Genomic DNA, 21,419 nt, shown 5'->3' with positions numbered 1-21,419 from the left:
TTCTGAAGACTGTCCACGAACGTGTCGGGCGGCAGCATGAAATCTGTCCGCTCCCGGCCCGATTTTTTCGGACGTCGGACTTCAAGCACAAGGGCCGAAATCGGCCGATGGCGAATGATCTGCCCATTGTGTGAAACGCGCGGATAACAGACAGTCGCTTGCGGGGTATGGCCACTCATTGGAGGTGCTCCGATTTTACGGGCAGGGGGCTACCGGATGCAGCGCAAGACGCAGATCGTCGTGGTCGGGGGCGGCGCCGGCGGGCTCGAACTGGTCCGCCGCCTCGGCGCGCGCTTCGGCCGCAGGCGCCACGATATCATCCTGCTCGAGCGGAATCGGACGCACATCTGGAAGCCCCTGCTGCATGAAGTCGCCGCCGGGTCGCTCGACGCCAATCTCGACGAAGTCGGCTATCGCAGCCACTGCCATCGGTGGGGCTACCGCTATTTCCACGGCACGCTCGAAAGCGTGGATCGCGCGAACCGACAGGTCATCGTCGCTCCGCTGCTCGATGACGACGGCAGCGAGATTATCGCCCGGCACCCGATCCGATACGACCATCTGGTGATCGCGATAGGCTCGATATCGAACGACTTCGGGACCCCCGGAGTGGCCGAGAACTGCATGCGGCTTGACGATCGGGCCGGAGCCGACCGCTTCCGCAACCGCCTGCTGAATCATTGCCTGCGGGTTTCGCGCGAGATGAGCGCGAACCCCTCGTGCGATGCCCATGTCCGGGTGGTCATCGTCGGCGGCGGCGCGACCGGGGTCGAGCTGGCTGCGGAACTCTACAATTCCGCGGCTGCGCTGAAATATTACGGGCTAGAGGTGTTCGACGAGAGCCGGCTCGAGATCACGCTGATCGAGGCCGGTCCGCGCATCCTTCCGGCGCTGCCCGAACGCCTCGCCGAAGCTGCCCAGGCCGAGCTCGAGGCGCTCGGCGTCAGGGTCCTGTCCGGCGTGCGCGTCGTCGAGGCTCAGCCGCACGTCATCATCACCGGGAGCGGCGAGCGCATCGAAGGCGATCTGCTGGTGTGGGCGGCCGGGGTGAAAGCATCGCCGGTATTGGCGGGTCTCGACCTCGAGAAGAACCAGCTCAACCAGCTTGTCGTGCAGGACAGCCTGCAGACCACACGCGACCCGCGGATTTTCGCCATGGGGGACTGCTGCTCGTGCACGCCGAGCGGCCGCGACCGGCCGGTGCCCCCCAGGGCGCAGGCCGCCCATCAGATGGCGAAGACGGTTTTCGACAACCTTGTTCGCGACATGGAAGACAAGCAGCTCAAGTCGTTCGTCTACCACGATCACGGATCACTGGTCTCGCTGAGCCGCTTCTCGACCGTGGGCAGCCTGATGGGCAGCCTGGTCGGCGGCAGGATGGCCATCGAGGGCCGCCTGGCGCGCCTGGTCTACACCTCGCTCTACCGAATGCATCTGATCGCGATCCACGGATGGCTGAAGGGTAGTGCGCTCCTCGTGGTCGGCCGGGTGAACCGCATCGTCCGTCCGCGGCTCAAGCTGCATTGATCGCCGCGATACAGCTCGGCGGCTTGTGGCCTTGGACAGGCTTCGAGCCGGAACATTTCGCAGCAATCGGCCGGCGAACACAGCTATCCTCGGATCTCGAGCGGAATGCGGAATGTCGGACAGCGGCCCGAAAGCCGCTTGGCAGGGGTTCGTCTGAGCTGCCGGTCAGCAATGCACCCCAATCTCTGCCGTTCGTTATCCGTGATACCTGCGTCGAGAGCTGTCGTCGCTCATCGGGAATCTGCGCGCGTCCGCCGAGGCTGTGGCGTGCCGTTTTAGTCCTGCCACCCTCCGCCGAGCGCGAGGAACAGTTGGACCTGATCTGCCGCGAGCCGGCTGTCGGCGGCGGCGAGTGTCTGCTCGGTGCCGATCAGCGTGCGCTGCGCGTCGAGCACGGGGAGAAAACCGGTGCGGCCCGCGCGGAACAGCTTTTCCGCATCTCCTGCCGCTTGGGCAGCCTGATCGCGCGCCTGCCGAAGCGCCGCGCGCCGGTCGAGATCGCGTGCATAGACGGTCAGCGCCGTCTCCGTCTCGCGCAGCGCAGCGAGCACTGCGCCGTCGAACCGCGCGAAAGCCGCGTCGGCCTCGGCTTGGGCACCGGCGATGCGGGCCCGCACCCGTCCGCGATTGGGGAATTCCCAGCTGATCAGCGGTCCGAGCGAGAATTTGTAGGTGTCGCTGCTGAAGGCGTTGCGCATGAGCCCGACAGACCCCAGCGAGGCGCCGAGCGTGACATGTGGGTAGAGCTCCGCCTCGGCGACGCCGATCCGCGCAGTAGCGGCGTGTAGCTCGAACTCGGCACGTCGCACGTCGGGGCGGCGGCGCAGCAATTGCGCGCCGTCGCCGATCGGGATCTGCCGGGTCAGGTGCGGCTCGGCCGAGCACGCGGCGACGATATGATCGAACGCGACGGGCGGGTGGCCGGTCAGTGTCGCCAGCCGGTAGAGCGCGACTTGCTTCGCGCCGAGGAGGGTCGGCAGGGTTGCGCGTACCTGCTCCTCCTGCACGTGCGAGCGCGTCGTATCGAGCGAGATGCCGCGGCCGGCGCGGACCAGCTTGCCGGTGAGCGCCGTCGTCCGCTGCTGCAGCTCGAGCGAACGCTGTGCCACCTGGACCTCGCGTCCTGCCGAACAGGCATCGAGATAGGCGCGGGTGGTGTCCGCGACCACCGTGACCTTCACGGCGTCATAGGCGGCGTGCGTCGCGGCGACGTCGGCGTCGGCCGCTTCGATCGCGCGCCTCACCTGGCCGGCAAGGTCGAGCTGATAGGAGACGCTGGCGCCCGCCGAATAGACCAGCGCGGAGGGCAGGGGAGCACCAGGCACCATCTCCTCCTCGGCGGAACGCTGCGCATAGCCCGGCGCGACCTGGATCCCGGTCTGCGGCTTGCCAGCATCTTCGATGAGATCGCGCGCCGCATTGGCGTGCGCGATGTTGGCGGCCGCTACGCGCAGATCGGTGTTGTGCGCGATCGCCTCCGTCACCAGCCGGTCGAGCGTGGGATCCTGATAGAGCCGCCACCAATGGTCCGGAAGCGGGGCCGCGGTATAGGGCCTTTCAGCCGCGCCCAGGAAGGCGCCGGTGGCCGCCGGATTATCGGCAATGGCCTGGGGCGGACGGCGGTAATCGTGGCCGGCGGTGCATCCCGCGAGCAGGGTTGCCGTCAGGACGGGAGCGAAGCGGCGCATCACGCATGCGCTCCCGGCTTGGCCGGCGCGACGATCTCCACCGTCGCAGTGCGCCCGACGACGAGCTCCGCCCCGGCCGGCGCCTGGTCGATCGCCACCCGTACGGGAATGCGCTGGGCGAGCCGGACCCAGCTGAAGGTGGGGTTCACATTGGCGAGCAGATTCGCGCCGGGGCTGCGGTCGCGATCCTCGATGCCGCCGGCGACGCTCTGGACATGGCCCTGGATCACGCGGTCGTCGCCCATCAGCTGGACCCGCACCGGATCGCCGACATGGATGCGCGGCAGCTTGGTTTCCTCGAAATAGCCGATGATATGGAGCGAGCTGCGGTCGATGACCGCAAATTCGGGATGGCCGGCAGTGGCATAGTCGCCGGGGCGGAGCGTCAGGTTGGTGACGGTGCCGGCGACGCTCGCGCGCACCAGGGTGCGACTGAGGTTGAGCTTCGCAGTGTCGAGCGCGACGCGCGCCTGGGCAAGCGAGGCCTCGAGCTGCGCAACCCGCGCCAGGCCCTGCTCGCGCACTTCGCCGGCCACCAGCTCGCCGAGTTCCTGGTTGCGCGCCGCCTCGCGCCGTGCCTGGGCGAGCTGAACCTGCTGCGCGGCGACCGCCGATGCGGCCTGGGCGACGGCCAGGCGGTAGCGCGGCCGGTCGATCTCGAACAGGGGCGTGCCGGCGCTGACCTGCTGGTTGTCCTTGACCAGCACCGCCGTCACCAGGCCGGAGACGTCTGGGGCGACCTGCACCACATCGGCGCGGATCCGCCCGTCTCGCGTCCAGGGTTCCTCCTCGTAATGGGCCCAGAGGCGCTGGCCCGCGACGGCTGCCAGTGCCACGACGAACAGCGTCACCACGACGCGCAGGATGACAATCTTCTTCATGTTCCTAGCCGGTGAAGGCTGCAGCCAGGCTGCCGCCGGTGATGAGCGCGGCAAGGCCGGCCCAGAGGAGGATGGTGAGCGCCACGTCGAACAGGCCGCGATGCCAGACGAAACGGTAAAAGCCGAGCCGGCCGAGTCCCCAGGCGACGAGCTCTGCCAACAGGAAGGCGAGCACCGCCGCGATCAGGAGCGGGTGGACATAGACGCCCGCGATATCGATCTCACCGGTCATGCGGCTTCCTTCAGCGGTTCCCAGCCGGGGACGGCGGGAAAGAAGTTGCGCCGCAGCCCGGTGAGCGCAGCCAGCCGCGCACGGCGGGCGGATCCGTCGGGCAGCGTCCAGCTTGTCGTGATCGCGGCGTCGATGCGCGCGAGTAGCGGCTCGGCGGGGAGGTCCGTCCCGGCACGCTGCCGGGCCCGGAAATGGGCGGCGATGTCGGCGCGCAGCGCGTCAAGGTCACCGGCTTCTTCGGCCGGATCAGGAACGAGTTGGGCGAGATTTACCCCCATGCGCAGCTCGCGTAGCGCCGCCATGCCAAGGTCGCGATCCGCTTGTTCGACGTCGCCGATGCGCGCGGCGAGCAGGCCGACGCGGTCGAGCATCCGGCTCCGCCAGGCAGCGATCGGCAGCGCCCCCGATTGTGCGCTCAGTTCGGCAAGATCGCGCCAGCCGGCCCGGCGCAGGCGGCGGATCGCAGTGCCCGCGCCCAGGCTGCGGAAGGTGCGCGTGACCAGGACCGATGCGCCGATCCCGATCAACTGCGCGATGCTGCCGTTGAAGAAGCTCGCGGCATTGGCGGTGAAATTGTTGGTCAGCGCCAATCCGCCGGCGAAGCCGATGACCAGCGGCATCATGCGGCTATACCAGTGCGGCAGCGCCATCAGCGCACCGCCCACGAGCAGCGGCGGGGCCAGGACGAGCGCCAGGGTCTCGAAGCTGTGCACCATCGGCAGCAGCGCGAAGAGATAGAGCGAGGCGAGCGGGAGCGAGACGGCGGTCCAGACGAGGAAACCGCGCTGCGCCGGGACCGGATCGTCCATGGTCGCGAAGAAACAGCAGACGACGGCCGCGATCATCGCTGCGACGCCGCCTTCCGGCCAGCCCGTCGCGATCCAGAAGGCGCAGCAGCCCAGCACGGCGATCACCGTCGCTGCGGCCGACAGCAGCGCCAGCGGCGCGTCGCGGTGGAGCGGGCGTTGCTGGCGTTCGCGCAGCAGGTTGCGGATTCGTTCGGGCGTGGGCCGGTCTGGCGCGATCGCCTGCGCCGCGACCAGGCGAGTCGTGTCCAGCGCCTCGACCAACTCCCGCAATCGTGACACGAGATTGCCGGCGAGCAGGCCCGCCCAGTCCGCCGACGGCGGCTGCGCCGACAGGGTGCCGCAGCGAGCGATCAGCGCTTCCGGCGAGATGCTTTCAGGCGCGTGCGCCCAGGTGCGGATATCCGCCACCAGCCCGGCGATCGGGGGCGGCGTCGCGCCGAGCGCGGCGAGGCTCTGGATGCGGTCCTCGACTGCGGAAACCAGCGGCAGGAGCAGCACGAACCGGTCCTGCAGTGCCGCTAGCACCGCCTGGGTCGGGCGCGCGGCGGCGGTGTCGAAGGGAACATGGGCCGCCATGCTGTGCAGTTCGGTGACGTCGCCCGCCAGGCGGCGGCGCTTGGCGTCGGCGCCTTCGGCAGGCGTTGGCGCGAGTACGTCCGAGATCCAGTCCTCCGCCTCGTCGAGCAAGGTGCGGATCCGTGTGCCGAGCAGGGTGGTGACGCTACGCGGCCAGATCACCGCATGGACGATGGCGGCGCAGGCGACGCCGATGCCGATCTCCTGCGTCCGCAGCACCGCGGTTTCGAAGATTGTGTCGGGTTGGGTGACCGCCGGGAAGCCGATCAGCGCGGCTGTGTAGCCGGCGAGCATGAAGATATAGGAGCGCGGCGTGCGGTCGAACAGCGAGATGAACTGGCACAGAGCCACCCACAGCGCGAGCGCGAGCGACAGCAGCAACGGAGCATCGACAAGGGCCGGCACCATCACCACCGCGGCGGCGCCGCCGATCACCGTGCCGAGCAGGCGGAACACTGCCTTGGAACGCACCGCGCCGCTCAGCGGCTGGCTGGCGATGTAGACGGTTGCCACCGCCCAGAAAGGGCGCTCGAGCCCGAGGGTGAACGAGATGAACAGCGCCAGCATCGCGGCAACGAAGCAATTGGCCGAAAACACGGCCTCGCGCACACCGATCCGCACCGGCTCAGTCCGAATGGGCGGCGTCGAGCGCCTTTTGCAGCTGTTCGATGACCTTGGCGGCGATCGCGAGGTCGCCCGCGTCGACTCCGGCAAGCAGCGCGGCGCGCACTTCGGCGGAGCGCTCCTCCGCGCGGGCGGCGAGTGCTTGCCCAGCTTCGGTCAGGTGGATCGTCTTGGCGCGTCCGTCGGTAGGATCCGGGCGGCGCTCGGCCAGGCCAGCGCGCTCGATCTGGTCCACGATGGGCACGACCGACGGCCCCTCGATGCCGAGCTGCTCGGCAAGCATGCCCTGGCGCATATCTCCTTCGCACCGGCCAAGCAGCATCACTGCGACCGCCGATGCATGCGATAGCGCCAACCCGGCGAGCTCGCGGTCGAGATGATGCCGATAGGCGCGTGCCGCCGGAACGAGCGTCGTCGCGAAGCGACGTTCGAGGGCGGAGCGCAATTCGATCATGACAGGGTCAATAGATAGCTATCTACCTTTGTGCAACTCTTCCCGCAGTTGCTGAAAACGCCGTTGCTGTGTGTTTTCGATCGGTTAGACTTCACGCTTGCCGCTTCCGCGATTGCGGTTTCCGTCGTTTAGCGAGGATGCCGGTTTCGTCTCGGGGCCGACAGGGGGACATGATGCGTAAGCGAGTGCGCTTTGGACTTCTCGGCCTGCTGGCGCTCGTTGGAGGCGGAACGGCGCCTGCCGGATCTCGGCCGGCGCGCAACATCGACGCAGCCGTCGAAGCCGCCATGACGAGGACAGGCGCCAGGGGCGTGGCCGTGGCGCTGATCGACAACGGGGAAGTCGTTTCGGTCCGGACTTATGGCGCGCGCAATGCAGCTGGAGAGCCGCTGACGCCGGAGACGATCATGTATGGGGCGTCCCTGACGAAGGCCGTGTTCGGATATCTGGTTACGCAGCTGGCCGCGGAAAAGAAGCTCGACCTCGACCGGCCGATCGCGCTGATGCTGCCCCAGCCGATCCCTGCCTATGGGAACATCGACGCCTACGGAGCGTGGGGCGACCTGGCGGGAGACGATAGATGGAAGCAAGTGACTCCGCGGCATGCGCTGAACCACTCCACGGGTTTCGCGAATTTCTCGTCCCTCGAGCCTGACGGAAAGCTGCGTTTTCACTTCGACCCTGGCAGCCGGTACGCATATTCCGGTGAGGGCATCTCGCTCCTGCAATTCGGGCTGGAGAGGGGCCTGGGGCTGAGCGTCGAGGAGGAGCTGCAACGCCGCTTCTTCCGGCCACTCGGGATGACCAGGACTTCACTGATCTGGCAGGACGGTTTCGGAAAGAACCTCGCGGACGGATGGGATGAGAGCGGCAAGGTCGAACCCCATGATGATCGTAGTCGGGTGCGCGCCGCAGGATCGATGGACACGACGATCAGCGACCTGGCGCGAATGGCGGCTGCAATGGTCCGGGGATATGGGTTGCCCGAAAAATGGCGGGCAGAATTCTCCCGCGGGACGCAGATCATTACCAGCAAGACTCAGTTCCCGACGCTGGAGAACGAAGCGCCGGCTGGTGAGCGGACGCGTGCGAAGGCGGCCCTCGGGGTAATCGCCTTCACCGGGCCTCAAGGCCCCGGCTGGCTGAAGGGCGGGCACAACGACGTGACGGCCAATACCCTGGTCTGTCTGCAGCGCGGTCGCCGGTGCGTCCTTGTCTTGGGCAACGATGTTAGGATCGAGAAAGCATTTCCGGCTCTGGTCCGTGCGGCCTTGGGAGAAACCGGAGTGCCGTACCGGTGGGAATACGGCCCTGAAAGCAACGGCAGCTGAGCGCCTTCATTGCCGCCATTCCACGTGGCGCGGCGATTGGTCGGCAGCTTGAAGAACTCCACCGCGCTTTCGGCATTGCGGACCATCGCCGCGAACAGCCGCTCGCGCCACAGCGCCATGCCGGGCCGGTTCGAGGCGATCAGCGTGGACCGCTTGTTGCGTCACCGAAAAGGCACCGGAGATCACTGCCTGGCTGGCGATGATCGTGGCTGCCATCGCCAGGATCACCAGCGGCAGCCGCGCCCAGTCGGGTGCCATGAGGAAGAAGGGGTTCTGCGCCGCCGCGGGGTCGTGGAGCAGCAGCGCCGATTGCCCGAGATAGTTGAGCATCAGGCAGGGGAAGGCCAGATAGAACCAGGCGACGCTCATCGCCTTGCGCCCGAAATGGCCATATCGGCATAGAGTGCTTCGGCGCCGGTGACCGACGACACCACAGATCCCAGCGCGAGGAACGCGAGCTCCGAACACCACGTCGAACGCGCCGAGCGCGAGCGCGGCAAGGCTTTCCTGATGCGTGTGTGAGAATTCGGCTGGTTCGGCTGTCGCGGTGGTCAACGCGGGATCCTCCGATGGTCGGCGCCGCTTAGTGAAGTCGCAAGACCGCCGCCACGAACTCTACGGAATCTTTATGCCGGCCCGGCCCCGCTCCCGCGCGGGCTCACTTCACGCTTCCTTTATGCGCCCGGCCCAACTTCCACATGGAAGCTTTATCGGGCTCCGCACCACATCCCGGGCGTCGATTCACGCCGGGAGCAACATCCATGACTGGGGCCGATCGCGCGGCCGGGGCGCGGCGTTCGATGGGGAAGGAGATCGCGATCCGCCTGTGCGGAGTCGCGTCGCTCGTCCTGTGCGCCTTCGCTGCGCGGACCCTGCACCGGCTGGTGCATCCGCCTCCGCCGCATCAGGCCACCCTATCCGAGCTGCTGCTCGGCGCCGCGACGTTCCTGACCTTTGTCGGCGGACTCGCGCTGCTGATCGAGGGCGGCGGATTGTTCGAACGCATCGCGGTGCCGCAGCGCAACCGCTTCACCGGCTTCTGAAGGCTAATCCCATGAACGACCTGATCTGGCTCGCCGCGCTCGCCGGGCTCTTCCTGCTAACGCTCGCCTATGTGCGCCTTTGCGACAAGGCCTGAGGACCATCGCCATGACGCTCCAGCTCGCGCTCGCCGGGGTCACCGCCCTCGGCCTTCTTCTCTACCTCGTCGCCGTGCTCGTGCGGCCCGAGAAATTCTGAGGATTCCACGATGACCGTCCAAGGCTGGATGCTGATCCTCGTCTTCGTCGCCGTCCTGCTCGCGCTCGCAAAGCCGATGGGGATGTGGCTGCACGCCGTCTATGCGGGCAACCGCACGCTGCTCCACCCCCTGCTGGGACCGGTCGAGCGCGGCTTCTACAGGCTCGCGGGCGTCGACCCGAACGCCGAGCAGGGCTGGCGCCGCTACGCGGTGCACATGCTGTTGTTCCAGCTGACGACCTTCCTGCTCACCTATGCCATCCTTCGCCTGCAGCACGTGCTGCCGATGAACGACCGCGGCCTGGCCGCGATCGGCGCGGACGGCGCGTTCAACACCGCGGTGAGCTTCGTCGCCAACACCAACTGGCAATGGTATTCGGGCGAGGTCGTGCTCTCGAACCTCAGCCAGATGCTGGGGCTGGCGATCCACAATTTCCTCTCGGCCGCTACCGGCATCGCGATCGCCTTCGCGCTCTTCCGCGGCTTCGCGCGGCGGCAGGTGAGCGGGATCGGCAATTTCTGGGCCGACATGACGCGCGTCACGCTCTACGTGCTGCTGCCGATCTGCCTGGTCTATGCGATCTTCCTGATCGCGAGCGGGGTTCCGCAGACCTTTTCGAGCATCGTCGATGCGACCACGCTCGAGGGCGCCAAACAGTCGATCGTGGTCGGCCCGGTCGCCGGGCAGGAGGCGATCAAGATGCTCGGCACCAACGGTGGCGGCTTCTTCAACGCCAACAGCGCGCATCCGTTTGAGAACCCCGGCGCGCTGACCAACTTCGTGCAGATGCTGTCGATCCTGCTGATCGGCACCGGCCTCACCTGGACCTTCGGAAAGGCAGTGGGCGACCAGCGCCAGGGCTGGGTCATCCTCGCCGCGATGCTGGTGATCTTCCTCGCCGGCGTGGGCATCACCTATTGGCAGGAAGCTGCCGGCAATCCGAACCTCCATGCGCTGGGCGTCCCCGGCGGCAACATGGAGGGCAAGGAAGTCCGCTTCGGCATCGCCGCGAGCGCGCTCTTCTCGGTCGTCACCACCGCGGCCTCTTGCGGCGCGGTCAATGCGATGCACGACAGCTTCACGGCGCTGGGCGGGATGATCCCGCTGATCAACATGCAGCTGGGCGAGATCGTGATCGGCGGCGTCGGGGCCGGCATCTATGGCTTCCTGCTCTTCGCCATCCTCGCGGTGTTCGTCGCCGGGCTGATGGTCGGCCGCTCGCCCGAATATGTCGGCAAGAAGATCGAGGCGAAGGAAGTCAAGCTGGCGGTGCTCGCGATCGCAGTGCTGCCGCTGTGCATCCTCGGCTTTACCGCTCTCAGCGCCGTGATGCCGCAGGGGCTGGCCGGGCCGCTCAACAAGGGTCCGCACGGCTTCACCGAAATCCTCTACGCCTTCAGCTCGGGCACCGGAAACAACGGTTCGGCCTTCGCCGGCCTCACCTCGGGCACGCCCTGGTACAATGGCCTGCTGGGCGTCGCGATGTGGATCGGCCGCTTCTTGGTGATCGTGCCCGTCCTCGCGATCGCCGGGAGCCTCGCCGCCAAGAAATACCACCCCGAATCCACCGGCTCGTTCCCGACCACGGGCGTGCTCTGGGTCTCGCTGCTGGTCGGCGTGATCCTGATCCTGGGCGGCCTCACTTTCCTGCCGAGCCTCGCGCTCGGGCCGATCGCCGATCATCTCGGGATGATCCGCGGCCAGCTCTTCTGAGGGCAATTCTCATGACAACCGCATCCTCCATGTTCTCGGCAAAGCTGGTCGTCCCGGCGATCGGCGACGCCTTCGCCAAGCTGAACCCGCGCGCGCTGGTGAAGAACCCGGTGCTCTTCACCACCGCCGTGGTCGCGCTGCTGCTGACCGTGCTGCTCGCGATCGGCGGCGAGACGCTGTCGATCCCGTTCCAGCTCCAGTTGATCGTCTGGCTGTGGCTGACGGTGCTGTTCGGTACCTTCGCCGAGGCGCTGGCCGAAGGGCGCGGGCGAGCACAGGCGGCGTCGCTGCGCGCGACCAAGTCCGAGCTTACCGCCAGGCTGCCCGACGGCCGCACGATCGCCGCGTCGCAGCTCCGCAGGGGGCAGGAAGTGCTGGTCGAGACCGGCGACCTGATCCCGGCCGACGGCGAAGTGATCGAAGGCGTCGCCTCGGTCAACGAAAGCGCGATCACCGGCGAAAGCGCGCCGGTGATCCGCGAGGCAGGCGGCGACCGCTCGGCGGTGACTGCGGGCACGCGCGTCATTTCGGACCGGATCAAGGTCCGCGTGACGCAGGAGCCGGGGCAGGGCTTTCTCGACCGGATGATCGCGCTGGTCGAAGGCGCCGAGCGGCAGAAGACGCCCAACGAGATCGCGCTGACCATCCTGCTCGTCGGGCTGACGATCATCTTCCTGATCGCAGTCGCGACGATCCCCGGCTTCGCCTCCTATGCCGGCGGCAGCATCCCCGTCGCGATCCTCGCGGCGCTGCTGATCACGCTGATCCCGACCACGATCGCGGCGCTGCTCTCGGCGATCGGCATCGCGGGGATGGACCGGCTGGTGCGCTTCAACGTGCTCGCCAAGTCGGGCCGCGCGGTCGAGGCTGCGGGCGATATCGACGTGCTGCTGCTCGACAAGACCGGCACGATCACGATCGGCGACCGCCAGGCGAGCGAATTCCGTCCCCTAACCGGCGTCGGAAGCGATGCGCTCGCCCGCGCGGCGCTGCTCGCCAGCCTGGCCGACGAGACGCCCGAGGGCCGTTCGGTCGTGGCGCTGGCGCAGGGCCGGTATCATGTCGCGACCCAGGCGCTTCCGGACGGGGCCGAGATCATCCCCTTCACCGCGCAGACCCGCATCTCGGGCATCCGCGCCGATGGAACGCTGATCCAGAAGGGTGCGGTCGACGCGATCCTGCGCGCGAACCCCGGACTGGGCGAGACCCCTGCCGCGACCGAGTTGCGCAAGATCTCCGACGAGATCGCGCGCCTCGGCCAGACGCCGCTCGCGGTCGCGCAGGACAGGCGGCTGCTCGGGGTGATCGCGCTCAAGGACGTGATCAAGGCGGGCGTGCGCGAGCGTTTCGCCGAGCTGCGCCGCATGGGCATCCGCACGGTGATGATCACCGGCGACAACCCGCTCACCGCCGCGGCGATCGCGGCCGAGGCGGGGGTCGACGACTTCCTCGCCGAGGCCACGCCCGAGGACAAGCTCGCGCTGATCCGCGAGGAGCAGCAGGGCGGTCGGCTGGTCGCGATGTGCGGCGACGGCACCAACGACGCGCCCGCGCTCGCCCAGAGCGACGTCGGCGTGGCGATGAACACCGGCACCCAGGCCGCGCGCGAGGCCGGCAACATGGTCGACCTCGACAGCGATCCGACCAAGCTCATCGAGATCGTCGGCCTGGGCAAGCAGCTGCTGATGACGCGCGGCGCGCTCACCACTTTCTCGGTGGCGAACGACGTGGCCAAATATTTCGCGATCATCCCGGCGATGTTCGTCGCGCTCTATCCGGGGCTGGGCGTGCTTAACGTCATGCGGCTGAGCTCGCCCGAGAGCGCGATCCTCTCTGCGATCATCTTCAACGCGCTGATCATCCCGTGCCTCGTCCCGCTCGCGCTCAGGGGCGTGAAGTACCGGCCGATCGGCGCAGGGCCGCTGCTTGCCCGCAACCTGGGCATCTACGGCATCGGCGGTCTGGTCGCGCCCTTCATCGGCATCAAGGCGATCGATCTGCTGGTGAGCGGACTGGGCCTGGCCTGACGCAATCTAGCCCCTCCCCTTCAGGGGAGGGGTTGGGGTGGGGCCTGTCCACGCAGGCCTCGGTCTCGGTGAGACTGACACGCCCCACCCCCACCCCTCCCCTGAAGGGGAGGGGCTTAGAAGGACGAAGACAATGCTCAAGGATTTCACTTCCGCCATCCGGCCCACCGTCGTGCTGACGTTCCTGTTCGCGGCGCTGCTCGGCCTCGTTTATCCAGCGGTGCTGACCGGGATCGGCCAGGCGCTGTTCGCGCACCAGGCCAACGGCAGCCTGATCCGGGAAGGGGGCAGGGTGATCGGCTCCGAGCTGATCGGCCAAGGCTTCGTTTCTCCACGCTATTTCCACCCGCGCCCCTCTGCCGCCGGCGCCGGCTATGCGGCGGACAACAGCTATGGCTCCAATCTCGGCCCCACCAGCCAGGCACTGATCGATCGCGTCAAGGCCGATGTCGAGGCCAACCGAAAAGCACCAGGAACATCGGTCCCCGCCGATCTGGTGACGACCTCCGCCTCGGGGCTCGATCCCCATATCAGCCCCGAGGCGGCCTTTTTGCAGGTTGATCGCGTGGCAGGCGCGCGCAGGCTCGAGCCGGCGCGGGTACGTGCGCTGGTGGAACAGCATGTCGAGCGGCCGTTGCTCGGTTTCCTCGGCGAGCCGCGCGTGAATGTGCTCGCGCTCAATCGGGCTCTCGACCGGATCGCCGCGGGGGCGCAGTAAGGCGCGGTGAGCTCGACCGATCCGGAACTGCGGCCGTCCCCCGAGGCTCTTCTGCGCGCCGCCGCGCAGGAGGGCCTCGGCCGACTCAAGGTGTTCCTCGGCGCCGCGCCCGGGGTCGGCAAGACCTACGAGATGCTGAGCGAAGGCATGGCGCGCCGGCGCGCGGGTGTCGATGTCGTGATCGGCATCGTCGAGACGCACGGGCGCGCCGAGACCGAGGCGCTCACCCACGGCCATGAGATCATGCCGCGCCTCCAGGTCGACTATCAGGGGCGCGTGCTCGGCGAGATGGACATCGACGCGATCCTCGCGCGGCGTCCGCAGCTCGTGCTCGTCGACGAGCTCGCGCACACCAATGCGCCGGGAAGCCGGCACCCCAAGCGCTATCAGGACGTCGAGGAGCTGCTCGCCGCGGGCATCGACGTCTATACGACGGTCAACATCCAGCACCTCGAGAGCCTGAACGACGTCGTCGCCTCCTTCACCAAGGTGCGCGTGCGCGAGACGCTGCCCGACCGCGTGCTCGAAAATGCCGAAATCGAGATCGTCGACATTCCACCCGACGAGCTGATCGAGCGGCTGAAGGAAGGCAAGGTCTACATCCCGGAGGAAGTGACGCGGGCGCTCGGCAGCTTCTTCTCCAAGTCCAATCTCTCGGCGCTCCGCGAGCTGGCGCTGCGGCGCGCGGCACAGGCAGCCGATGCGCAGATGCTCGACTATGTCCGCGCCCATGCGCTCGCCGGCACCTGGGCGGGCGGCGAGCGGATCGTGGTGGCGGTGAGCGAACTGCCCGGCGCGGCCGAGCTGGTTCGTGCCGCCAAGCGCATGGCCGATGCGGCCCGCGCACCCTGGACCGCCGTGCATATCGAGACCGCGCGCGCCGGCCAGTTCGGCACTGCCGAACGCAGCCGCATCGCGGACACGCTCCAGCTGGCGAGCCAGCTGGGTGCGCGCGTTGCCACCGTGCCGGCGGAATCGGTGGTGGAAGGCCTCAAGCGCTTCGCCGCAGAGGCGCGGGCCACGCAGCTGATCGTGGGCAAGTCGGCGCGCTCGCGCTGGTTCGAGCTGCGCCACGGCTCGGTGGTCGACCGGCTGGTGCGCGAGACGCCGGGGCTGGCGGTGCAGGTGCTGCCGATGGCGGCGGAAAAGGCGCGGCCGCGACCGGAGCCCCGCCAATCGCTCCGGACCAGCCCCTGGGGCGCTCCGCAGGGCTATGCCGTGTCGCTCCTGCTGGTCGCGCTGATCACCGTGCTGGGCACGAGCATCTTCGTGTTCGGCAACGTCACCAACACCGGCCTGCTCTACCTCGTTCCGGTGATGGTCGCCGCGACGCGCTACGGGCTGCGGACGGGTATCGTCACCGGCCTGGCGTCCTCGCTCGCCTACAACTTCTTCTTCATTCCGCCGCGCTTCACCTTCACGATCCAGGATCCGCAGAACATCATCACCTTCCTGGTGCTGCTCGGCGTCGCCATTTTCGCCAGCCAGCTCGCGTCGCGCGTGCGTGCGCAGGCCGATCTGGCGCAACGGAGCGCTGCCCAGAACTCGTCGCTCGCGGGCTTCGCGCGCATCCTCACCGGGCTCAGCACCCAGGACGAGCTCGGCCAGACGCTATGTGCCGAAGTGTCGCGGCTGCTGGACGTGAACACCGTGCTGCTGACACCGGACGACGGCCAGCTGGCGGTGAGCGCGGCTTTTCCTCCCGACGACCGGCTCGACGCGATCGAGCAGGCGGCGGCGCGCTGGGCGTTCGACAATGGCCAGCCCGCCGGGCGCGGGTCGGACACGCTCACGGCCTCGGAATGGCTGTTCCACCCGCTTGCGGCGGGCGGCACGGTGCTGGGCGTGCTGGGGCTGGCGCGGGAGGACGCGGGAGAACCGATCCGCTCGGACCAGTTGCCTTTGCTCCTCAGCCTGCTCGACCAGGCCGCGCTCGCGCTGCAGCGCATCGCATTGGTCGAGGAAATGGCGACCGTGTCCCAGCTCAAGGAGCGCGACCGTCTGCGCGCGGCGCTGCTGTCTTCGGTCAGCCACGATCTGCGTACGCCCCTCACGACGATCCTCGGCACCATCCGCGAGCTGCGCGCCGCGGGTGCGGGCAACGACGCCCAGGTCACGCTGCTGGAAGCCGAGGCGGAGCGGCTCAATCGCTTCGTCGCGAACCTGCTCGACATGGTGCGGGTCGAGGCAGGGGTGCTGCGCCTTTCGACCGAGCCGGTGGATCTGACCGACGCGGTGGCGACGGCAGTCCACGACCTGCGGCACGCGCTTGAGGGCCGCCCCATTCACCTCGACGTTTCCCCCGAGCTCCCGCTGGTGAGGGTCGATCCCCAACTCTTCCACCATTGCCTGATCAACCTGCTCGAGAACGCCGGCAAATACGGCAGCCCCGGAACGCCGGTGACGGTGAGCGCGCGGAGGCTGCCCGACGGCATGACTCTCTCGGTGCTCGACGAAGGTCCCGGCATCCCCATGGGCGAGGAAGCGCGCATCTTCGAGACCTTCACGCGGATCGAGGGCTCGGACCGCAAGGGCGGCACCGGGCTGGGGCTTGCGATCGTGAAGGGCTTTGCCGAGGCGATGGGACTGCGCGTAGAGGCCGCCAACCGCGACGACGCGGCGGGTGCCCGTTTCACGCTCCGCTTCCCGGAGGCGTCGCTGGTCAAGGGAGGGGGCGGGGAATGAGCGGACAGGCCAAGCTTCTGGTCGTCGACGACGAGCCGGCGATCCGCCGCTTGCTCGGCACCGCGCTGGAACGCGCCGGCTATGCCGTGGTCGAGGCCGCTTCGGCGCGCGAGGCGCTGAACGGATTGCAGATCGACAAGCCCGACGGCGTGCTGCTCGACCTGGGCCTGCCCGATCGCGACGGGCTCGAGATCGTGCCGCAGGTCAAGGCAGCCGGCGCGGCGTTGATCGTCGTCTCCGCGCGCGAGGCCACCGAGCAGAAGGTGACGGCGCTCGATCTCGGCGCCGACGACTATGTCACCAAGCCCTTCGACACCGAGGAAGTGCTGGCGCGCGTGCGCACCGCGCTGCGCCACCGGCTCCGCGCCGAGGCGGACAATGAAGTGGTCCGCGTGGGCGACGTCGAGATCGACCTCGGCGCCCGGCTCATCCGCCGCGGCGGCGACGAAGTCCATCTGACGCCGAAGGAGTTCGGTTTCCTGCGCGAGCTTGCCAGGCACCCCGGTCGCGTCGTCACGCACGCGCAGCTGCTGCGAAGCGTCTGGGGCCCCGGCCACGAGAACGACGTCGAATATCTCCGCGTCGCCGCGCGCGGGGTGCGCATGAAGCTCGAGGCGGACCCGGCCCGCCCGTCGCTCATCCGCAACGAGCCGGGGGTGGGTTACCGGCTGATCGTGTGAGCGGGACGGCTACTGCCGAGGGGCGTTCCTCCGAAGCCTCCATTCATAAGGAAAGCTTATGACTTCCGCCGCGAATTTTGCGCTGCGGAGGGGCAGAAACAAGGCCCGTCATCAGCCATATTCCGCGTGGACGCAATCGCGAGGTGACCATGTCTTTAGCTCTTGCCGTTGATGCGAACCCGCTGCCGCCGCGCTCGGTCGAGGCCATGCTGACTTTCGCCGAGCGGGGCCCGGACAAACCCTATGCCTATGCCGGCGAGCCGCCGGAGGGCGTACCGCAAATGCGCGGGGAGTATCGCGCGCGCAGCGTTCGGCTCGAGAACGCGCGTCCGTTCGCCGATCAACTCAGCCTCGATGTCGAGGGCTTTGCCGTGGCGACCCGGCCGAGCGCGGTCGGCGATTTCTGGGACGAAGCGCAAACGCTCGCGCTGGGGCACCCCGAAACCGCGGAACTGGTGCGTGAGGTCACCGGTGCATCGCGGGTCGTGGTGTTCGATCACACGCTGCGGCGCCGGAGCGTCGACGTGAACGATCGCGAGCCCGGCCAGCCGCGCCAGCCTGCGCTTCGAGTGCATGTCGATCAGACGGTCTGGTCGGGCCCCAAGCGCGTCCGCGAGATCATGGGCCGCCAGGCCGAGGCGCTGCTCGCCCGGCGCGCGGCGATCATCAATGTCTGGCGCCCGATCGCCTATCCTGCGCGCGATTGGCCGCTCGCGTTGGGCGACGCCTCGACGTTCCGGCCAGAGGATCTGATCGCCACCGATCTCATTTTCCAGCATCGCCGCGGCGAAACCTATGGCGTCGCCTGGAACCCGTCCCAGCGCTGGCTCTACGTTCCCGATCTGGGGCCGGAAGAGACGATCCTGATCAAGTGCTGGGATTCGGACGAATCGGTGGCCCGCTTCACGCCGCATAGCGGCTTCGAGGACCCGTCGACGCCGGCCGGAACGCCGCCGCGGCAGAGCATCGAGTTCCGTACCATGGCCTTCTGGGACTGACGGCCATCGGAAGTCCTGGGCCGTGGACTCATGAAAGCAGCCCGGCGGCAAGCGCCCCGATAGCGGACGATCAGGCGGTAACGTTTCTCTAATCGGCGGCCGGCTAGGCGATCACGATGATTCAATCGACGCCAGCGGTTACATTTTCTGGAAGCAGGTTGAAGCTCGTCCCGCAGGCCATCATGAATTTGGCGTTCATTCTGCCCTTCGGACTTCTCTGGATCGGGCTGGTTTTTGAAATTGGCAGCAACGCCGGCACGACACCGCGCATTCTCGCCGGCGGGATGCTCGTAACGCTCGTCGTGGCTGTTTTCATCTGGTTCCAACTTCTTACACTGCGGCGGATGGCGAAGCCGGACCTCCTGACGGTGACACCGGCAGGTCTGGATTTAATCATGGCTGGAAGACGGCAGCATCACCTGTGGGCGACGCTGGGGGAGCCTGAGATACGGCTGCTTGGCGGCAAGAGCGCCGCTCGTTCCATCGTTTTGCCGCTTCGTGCCGGCGGCAGAGTCATCATTCTGGCCGAGGGATATTCGAGCCGGGCCGAGGACATACTGAGGGCTCTCAGGCAGGCGAAGGCCGGACTTGCGATTGAACCACCGCGGCGATCGTCCCAAGCCCTTTATATCTTCCTCGCCATCCCGGCGTCATGCTTCGTCCTTGGCATCGTCCTCGCAGGGCTCGGAGCAATCCTCTTCAATTGATCCGCGAACCGTCGCAATCGCGTCTGGAACTCCGACGGTCGATATTCGAAGGCCGAATGGCGCCTCCACGCAATCCCGTACATCGGCAGCGAGTTGGCGGCACGAAAAGCTGTCCGGCGGCTAACGCCCCAATTGCGGACAACAAGGCTCCCCTCCCTGAAAGGGAGGGGCTGGGGGTGGGTTGGCGAGCGAAGCGAAGCCACGCTAACCTCGCCGCATGCAGCGTCGCATCGATCCGCGCCTGACTGCCCGAGCGCGCGCTGCGCAACAATTCCACGCCCGCCGAACTCGCCGTCTGGCACCGCATCTCGCGTTTCCGGCCAGCCTTCACGCGGCAGCTGGTCGAGGCACCGTTCATCATCGATCTCGCCTGTCGGCAGGCCAAGCTTGCTGTGGAGTTCGACGGCAGCCAGCATCTGGATTCAGTTGAAAGGGACGCGCGCCGGACCGCCTATCTCCAGTCGAAAGGCTGGACGGTCATTCGCCTGTGGAATTCGGACGTGCTTGCCAATCCCGATGGCGCCACTCTCCACGTTCTGGAAAAAGCCGCCGAGTGCCTCGGCGGCACCCACCCCCAACCCCTCCCTTCCAGGGAGGGGAGAGAAAGATGACCGCGCTATCGCTGAACGCCCGCTTCCCACCCGATCTCGGACATTTCGAGCTGGAAAGGGACGCCCATAGAGCGGACCGGCAGGAAACGCCCCGATAGCGGCCATAGCGGGGCGCCCTTGCTGCCCCCTGATTGCGGATATGGGTAAGCGATGGCATGTTCCGAGCATGATGCTCCCAGTGCTCTTCACAGCTATGGCAGCCTACGTGGCCTGGGTCACGATCAACGGATTCCGCAGCGGCGCCATGGAGCCGATTACCAAGGGGCTCAACCTCTCGGCTGAGCGCAAGGCTCAACCGGTGTGGTTTTGGACGGCCGCGATTTGGAACGTCCTACTCGTTGGCCTCTGTCTATGGGGAGCGGTAGGTTCGGCGGCCAATCGATAGGCGATCGCGAATACAAGCAGGTGTTCCTGAGGCAACTATCGCCCGATAGCGGACCTCACGAAAGTCGAGTTGTCCCGCCCGGCGTAGATAAGCACGAACGCGCTTTCTCGACCCGCTGCAGAGCAGATGTTTGCACTCCTTCTCGGCTGTCTCGGTCGATCATTCCATATGTTTCCGCTCGCACCTCGCGCTCGATGCGGTCTGATGAAAGCCCAAGGTCGCGGCCCGCTGCGAGTGTTCGTGCACGGAGAATTTGAACGCGGTTGCCATCTTCGGGCAGCATCAAGGCTGGTTCGGTCTGCTGATCGACGAACCGATGCCACGCTAGCTCGTTGGCTAGGCAAGTAGCGGCAGACCGGTATTCCGACGCATCATAACCGCCACATGCCGACACCAGTATCAATCCGGCGATTGGCGCGAACGCCTGCGGATGATGCACCCTCATCAGCTACTTGTAAGCGTCTCCCGTAGGTCCAATCAATTCAACAATTGGGCGATAGACGGCCAGTCCGTAGCGGCCGCTTTCCACCGATCCCGGCCGTTCAGCCCCTTGCGCCGAAAGCGGTCGTTTAGGGGTTCGCGACCTGGACGTCGCCCGCCACGCCGATCCTGGTGCCGTTCGTCTCGACGAAGCTGTCGGGCGGGACGTCCTGCCGGAGCCAGACGTTGCCGCCGATGCGCGAGCGCCTCCCCACGGTGATCGGGCCAAGCAGCACGGCGCCGGCAAAGATCACGACGTCGTCGCCGATATCGGGATGGCGGCGTACCCCGGCTACGCCGTCCTGCGCGGTTCCGGCGGCGATCGGTTCGCCCCCCAGCGTCACGCCTTGATGGACACGGACGCGATCCCCGATCACGGCGGTCTCGCCGATCACGATTCCGGTCCCGTGGCCGATGAAGAAGCTGCGGCCGATCCGCGCGCCCGGGTGGATGTCGATGCCGCTTTCGCCATGGGCCACCTCGGCGATGACGCGAGCGGTCAGGGGTGCGCCGAGCTGATGCAGCCGATGCGCGATGCGATGGTGGATGATCGCTCCGATCGAAGGATAGGAGAGCAGCACCTCATCGACGCTGCGCGCCGCGGGATCGTTCGCATAGCCCGCTTCGACATCGGCATCGAGGGCGCGGCGCAGCTCCGGGAGGCTGGCCGCGAATGCCCCGACGATGCGCTCCGCTTCGCGCCCTTCCTCGACGCTGCCAATGCCCGCGCGGGCGATGCGGAGCTCGAGCCCGATCTGCGCACCAAGCTGGGACAGCGTCGATTCGAGCGTCGCGGCCACCCAGGCGTTCTCGTTGCTCGCGGTGAGCTCCGGTGGGCCCAGGCGCAGCGGAAACAGCGCCGCGCCGAGTTCGCGCAGGATGCGCGCGAGCGCACGACGCGACGGGAACTCGATACCCTGCTCGGTGTGTCGTGCATGTCTTGCGCGCCAGTCGTGCCGCGCCTGTTTCAATCCCTCGACGACGCTGTCGAGTTCGCGCGGGAAATCGATCGCTGCCTCGGCCATGCCCGGGCCCTTTCGTTGGACAGTTGGG

Annotated in this window: 18 protein-coding genes and 1 pseudogene; 12 read left to right on the top strand and 7 right to left on the bottom strand. The window is 67.4% G+C overall.

Annotated features, from left to right (window positions below; all coding sequences use genetic code 11):
• Positions 1-216: 216 nt before the first annotated feature.
• On the top strand, positions 217-1,527 hold the full coding sequence (locus J7500_RS11410; protein WP_294061824.1) for an NAD(P)/FAD-dependent oxidoreductase: 1,311 nt from the start codon (positions 217-219) through the stop codon (positions 1,525-1,527).
• A 275-nt stretch (positions 1,528-1,802) separates the two neighbouring features.
• On the opposite strand, the gene J7500_RS11405 is transcribed toward J7500_RS11410, so the two are convergent.
• From J7500_RS11405 to J7500_RS11385, 5 genes are read right to left on the bottom strand one after another with little or no spacing between them, the layout of a single operon-like run.
• Positions 1,803-3,215 carry an efflux transporter outer membrane subunit gene (locus J7500_RS11405; protein ID WP_294061823.1) on the bottom strand — a complete coding sequence of 471 codons (1,413 nt, stop codon included), beginning with the start codon at positions 3,213-3,215 and terminating at the stop codon, positions 1,803-1,805.
• On the bottom strand, positions 3,215-4,096 hold the full coding sequence (locus J7500_RS11400) for an efflux RND transporter periplasmic adaptor subunit (protein WP_294061822.1): 882 nt from the start codon (positions 4,094-4,096) through the stop codon (positions 3,215-3,217). Before J7500_RS11400 ends, J7500_RS11405 begins: the two co-directional genes overlap by 1 nt.
• A 4-nt stretch (positions 4,097-4,100) precedes the next feature.
• A complete protein-coding gene (locus J7500_RS11395) occupies positions 4,101-4,328 on the bottom strand; it encodes a DUF1656 domain-containing protein (RefSeq protein ID WP_294061821.1) in 228 nt (75 codons plus the stop codon).
• Complete coding sequence (locus J7500_RS11390; RefSeq protein WP_294061820.1) at positions 4,325-6,334, bottom strand: FUSC family protein; 2,010 nt, start codon at positions 6,332-6,334, stop codon at positions 4,325-4,327. The genes J7500_RS11395 and J7500_RS11390 overlap by 4 nt, the downstream gene beginning before the upstream one ends.
• A 4-nt stretch (positions 6,335-6,338) precedes the next feature.
• Positions 6,339-6,791: a MarR family transcriptional regulator gene (locus J7500_RS11385; RefSeq protein WP_294061819.1), complete on the bottom strand. Its 453-nt coding sequence runs from the start codon at positions 6,789-6,791 to the stop codon at positions 6,339-6,341.
• A 137-nt stretch (positions 6,792-6,928) separates the two neighbouring features.
• Here J7500_RS11385 and J7500_RS11380 point away from each other — a divergent pair, with 137 nt between their 5' ends.
• Positions 6,929-8,122, top strand: a complete 1,194-nt coding sequence (locus J7500_RS11380; protein WP_367112977.1) for a serine hydrolase domain-containing protein — start codon at positions 6,929-6,931, stop codon at positions 8,120-8,122.
• A 147-nt stretch (positions 8,123-8,269) separates the two neighbouring features.
• On the opposite strand, the pseudogene J7500_RS11375 reads toward J7500_RS11380, so the two are convergent.
• Positions 8,270-8,580: pseudogene (locus tag J7500_RS11375) on the bottom strand (KUP/HAK/KT family potassium transporter); the annotation flags it as partial.
• Positions 8,581-8,883: 303 nt separating this feature from the next.
• On the opposite strand from J7500_RS11375, the gene J7500_RS11370 reads away from it, so the two are divergent.
• From J7500_RS11370 to J7500_RS11325, 10 genes are all read left to right on the top strand, one after another.
• Positions 8,884-9,165, top strand: a complete 282-nt coding sequence (locus tag J7500_RS11370) for a hypothetical protein (RefSeq protein ID WP_294061817.1) — start codon at positions 8,884-8,886, stop codon at positions 9,163-9,165.
• Positions 9,166-9,271: 106 nt separating this feature from the next.
• A complete protein-coding gene (locus J7500_RS11365; RefSeq protein ID WP_294061816.1) occupies positions 9,272-9,361 on the top strand; it encodes a potassium-transporting ATPase subunit F in 90 nt (29 codons plus the stop codon).
• Positions 9,362-9,371: 10 nt separating this feature from the next.
• Positions 9,372-11,075, top strand: a complete 1,704-nt coding sequence (gene kdpA / locus J7500_RS11360; RefSeq protein WP_294061815.1) for a potassium-transporting ATPase subunit KdpA — start codon at positions 9,372-9,374, stop codon at positions 11,073-11,075.
• 11 nt (positions 11,076-11,086) lie between these two features.
• On the top strand, positions 11,087-13,102 hold the full coding sequence (gene kdpB, locus J7500_RS11355) for a potassium-transporting ATPase subunit KdpB (protein ID WP_294061814.1): 2,016 nt from the start codon (positions 11,087-11,089) through the stop codon (positions 13,100-13,102).
• Between the two features lie 133 nt (positions 13,103-13,235).
• Positions 13,236-13,820 (top strand): potassium-transporting ATPase subunit KdpC, encoded by a 585-nt coding sequence (gene kdpC, locus J7500_RS11350; protein ID WP_294061813.1) that lies wholly within the window; start codon positions 13,236-13,238, stop codon positions 13,818-13,820.
• Between the two features lie 6 nt (positions 13,821-13,826).
• The gene (locus tag J7500_RS11345; protein WP_294061812.1) at positions 13,827-16,505 is read left to right on the top strand and encodes a sensor histidine kinase KdpD; all 2,679 of its coding nucleotides are present in this window, start codon (positions 13,827-13,829) and stop codon (positions 16,503-16,505) included.
• The gene (locus J7500_RS11340; protein ID WP_294061811.1) at positions 16,502-17,185 is read left to right on the top strand and encodes a response regulator transcription factor; all 684 of its coding nucleotides are present in this window, start codon (positions 16,502-16,504) and stop codon (positions 17,183-17,185) included. Before J7500_RS11345 ends, J7500_RS11340 begins: the two co-directional genes overlap by 4 nt.
• A 149-nt stretch (positions 17,186-17,334) precedes the next feature.
• Positions 17,335-18,183 carry a CmcJ/NvfI family oxidoreductase gene (locus tag J7500_RS11335; protein ID WP_294061810.1) on the top strand — a complete coding sequence of 283 codons (849 nt, stop codon included), beginning with the start codon at positions 17,335-17,337 and terminating at the stop codon, positions 18,181-18,183.
• 116 nt (positions 18,184-18,299) lie between these two features.
• Positions 18,300-18,890: a hypothetical protein gene (locus J7500_RS11330; RefSeq protein WP_294061809.1), complete on the top strand. Its 591-nt coding sequence runs from the start codon at positions 18,300-18,302 to the stop codon at positions 18,888-18,890.
• A gap of 245 nt (positions 18,891-19,135) precedes the next feature.
• Positions 19,136-19,501 (top strand): endonuclease domain-containing protein, encoded by a 366-nt coding sequence (locus tag J7500_RS11325; protein ID WP_367112981.1) that lies wholly within the window; start codon positions 19,136-19,138, stop codon positions 19,499-19,501.
• A gap of 954 nt (positions 19,502-20,455) precedes the next feature.
• On the opposite strand, the gene epsC is transcribed toward J7500_RS11325, so the two are convergent.
• Entirely contained in the window at positions 20,456-21,391 is a 936-nt protein-coding gene (gene epsC / locus J7500_RS11320) for a serine O-acetyltransferase EpsC (protein ID WP_294061808.1), read from the bottom strand.
• Between the last annotated feature and the right edge of the window lie 28 nt (positions 21,392-21,419).

Source organism: Sphingomonas sp., assembly GCF_017744835.1.
Taxonomy (GTDB): domain Bacteria; phylum Pseudomonadota; class Alphaproteobacteria; order Sphingomonadales; family Sphingomonadaceae; genus Sphingomonas.
This window is presented reverse-complemented; position numbering and strand designations above follow the sequence as displayed.

What these genes read in the sequence shown, in the direction of transcription:
- J7500_RS11370 (WP_294061817.1), top strand. Translation starts at nt 8,884, where the DNA reads ATGACTGGGGCCGATCGCGCGGCCGGGGCGCGGCGTTCGATGGGGAAG.
- J7500_RS11400 (WP_294061822.1), bottom strand. Translation starts at nt 4,096, where the DNA reads ATGAAGAAGATTGTCATCCTGCGCGTCGTGGTGACGCTGTTCGTCGTG.
- J7500_RS11385 (WP_294061819.1), bottom strand. Translation starts at nt 6,791, where the DNA reads ATGATCGAATTGCGCTCCGCCCTCGAACGTCGCTTCGCGACGACGCTC.
- epsC (WP_294061808.1), bottom strand. Translation starts at nt 21,391, where the DNA reads ATGGCCGAGGCAGCGATCGATTTCCCGCGCGAACTCGACAGCGTCGTC.
- J7500_RS11365 (WP_294061816.1), top strand. Translation starts at nt 9,272, where the DNA reads ATGACGCTCCAGCTCGCGCTCGCCGGGGTCACCGCCCTCGGCCTTCTT.
- J7500_RS11330 (WP_294061809.1), top strand. Translation starts at nt 18,300, where the DNA reads ATGATTCAATCGACGCCAGCGGTTACATTTTCTGGAAGCAGGTTGAAG.
- J7500_RS11395 (WP_294061821.1), bottom strand. Translation starts at nt 4,328, where the DNA reads ATGACCGGTGAGATCGATATCGCGGGCGTCTATGTCCACCCGCTCCTG.
- kdpB (WP_294061814.1), top strand. Translation starts at nt 11,087, where the DNA reads ATGACAACCGCATCCTCCATGTTCTCGGCAAAGCTGGTCGTCCCGGCG.
- J7500_RS11405 (WP_294061823.1), bottom strand. Translation starts at nt 3,215, where the DNA reads ATGCGCCGCTTCGCTCCCGTCCTGACGGCAACCCTGCTCGCGGGATGC.
- J7500_RS11335 (WP_294061810.1), top strand. Translation starts at nt 17,335, where the DNA reads ATGTCTTTAGCTCTTGCCGTTGATGCGAACCCGCTGCCGCCGCGCTCG.
- J7500_RS11380 (WP_367112977.1), top strand. Translation starts at nt 6,929, where the DNA reads ATGCCGGTTTCGTCTCGGGGCCGACAGGGGGACATGATGCGTAAGCGA.
- kdpA (WP_294061815.1), top strand. Translation starts at nt 9,372, where the DNA reads ATGACCGTCCAAGGCTGGATGCTGATCCTCGTCTTCGTCGCCGTCCTG.
- J7500_RS11410 (WP_294061824.1), top strand. Translation starts at nt 217, where the DNA reads ATGCAGCGCAAGACGCAGATCGTCGTGGTCGGGGGCGGCGCCGGCGGG.
- J7500_RS11340 (WP_294061811.1), top strand. Translation starts at nt 16,502, where the DNA reads ATGAGCGGACAGGCCAAGCTTCTGGTCGTCGACGACGAGCCGGCGATC.
- kdpC (WP_294061813.1), top strand. Translation starts at nt 13,236, where the DNA reads ATGCTCAAGGATTTCACTTCCGCCATCCGGCCCACCGTCGTGCTGACG.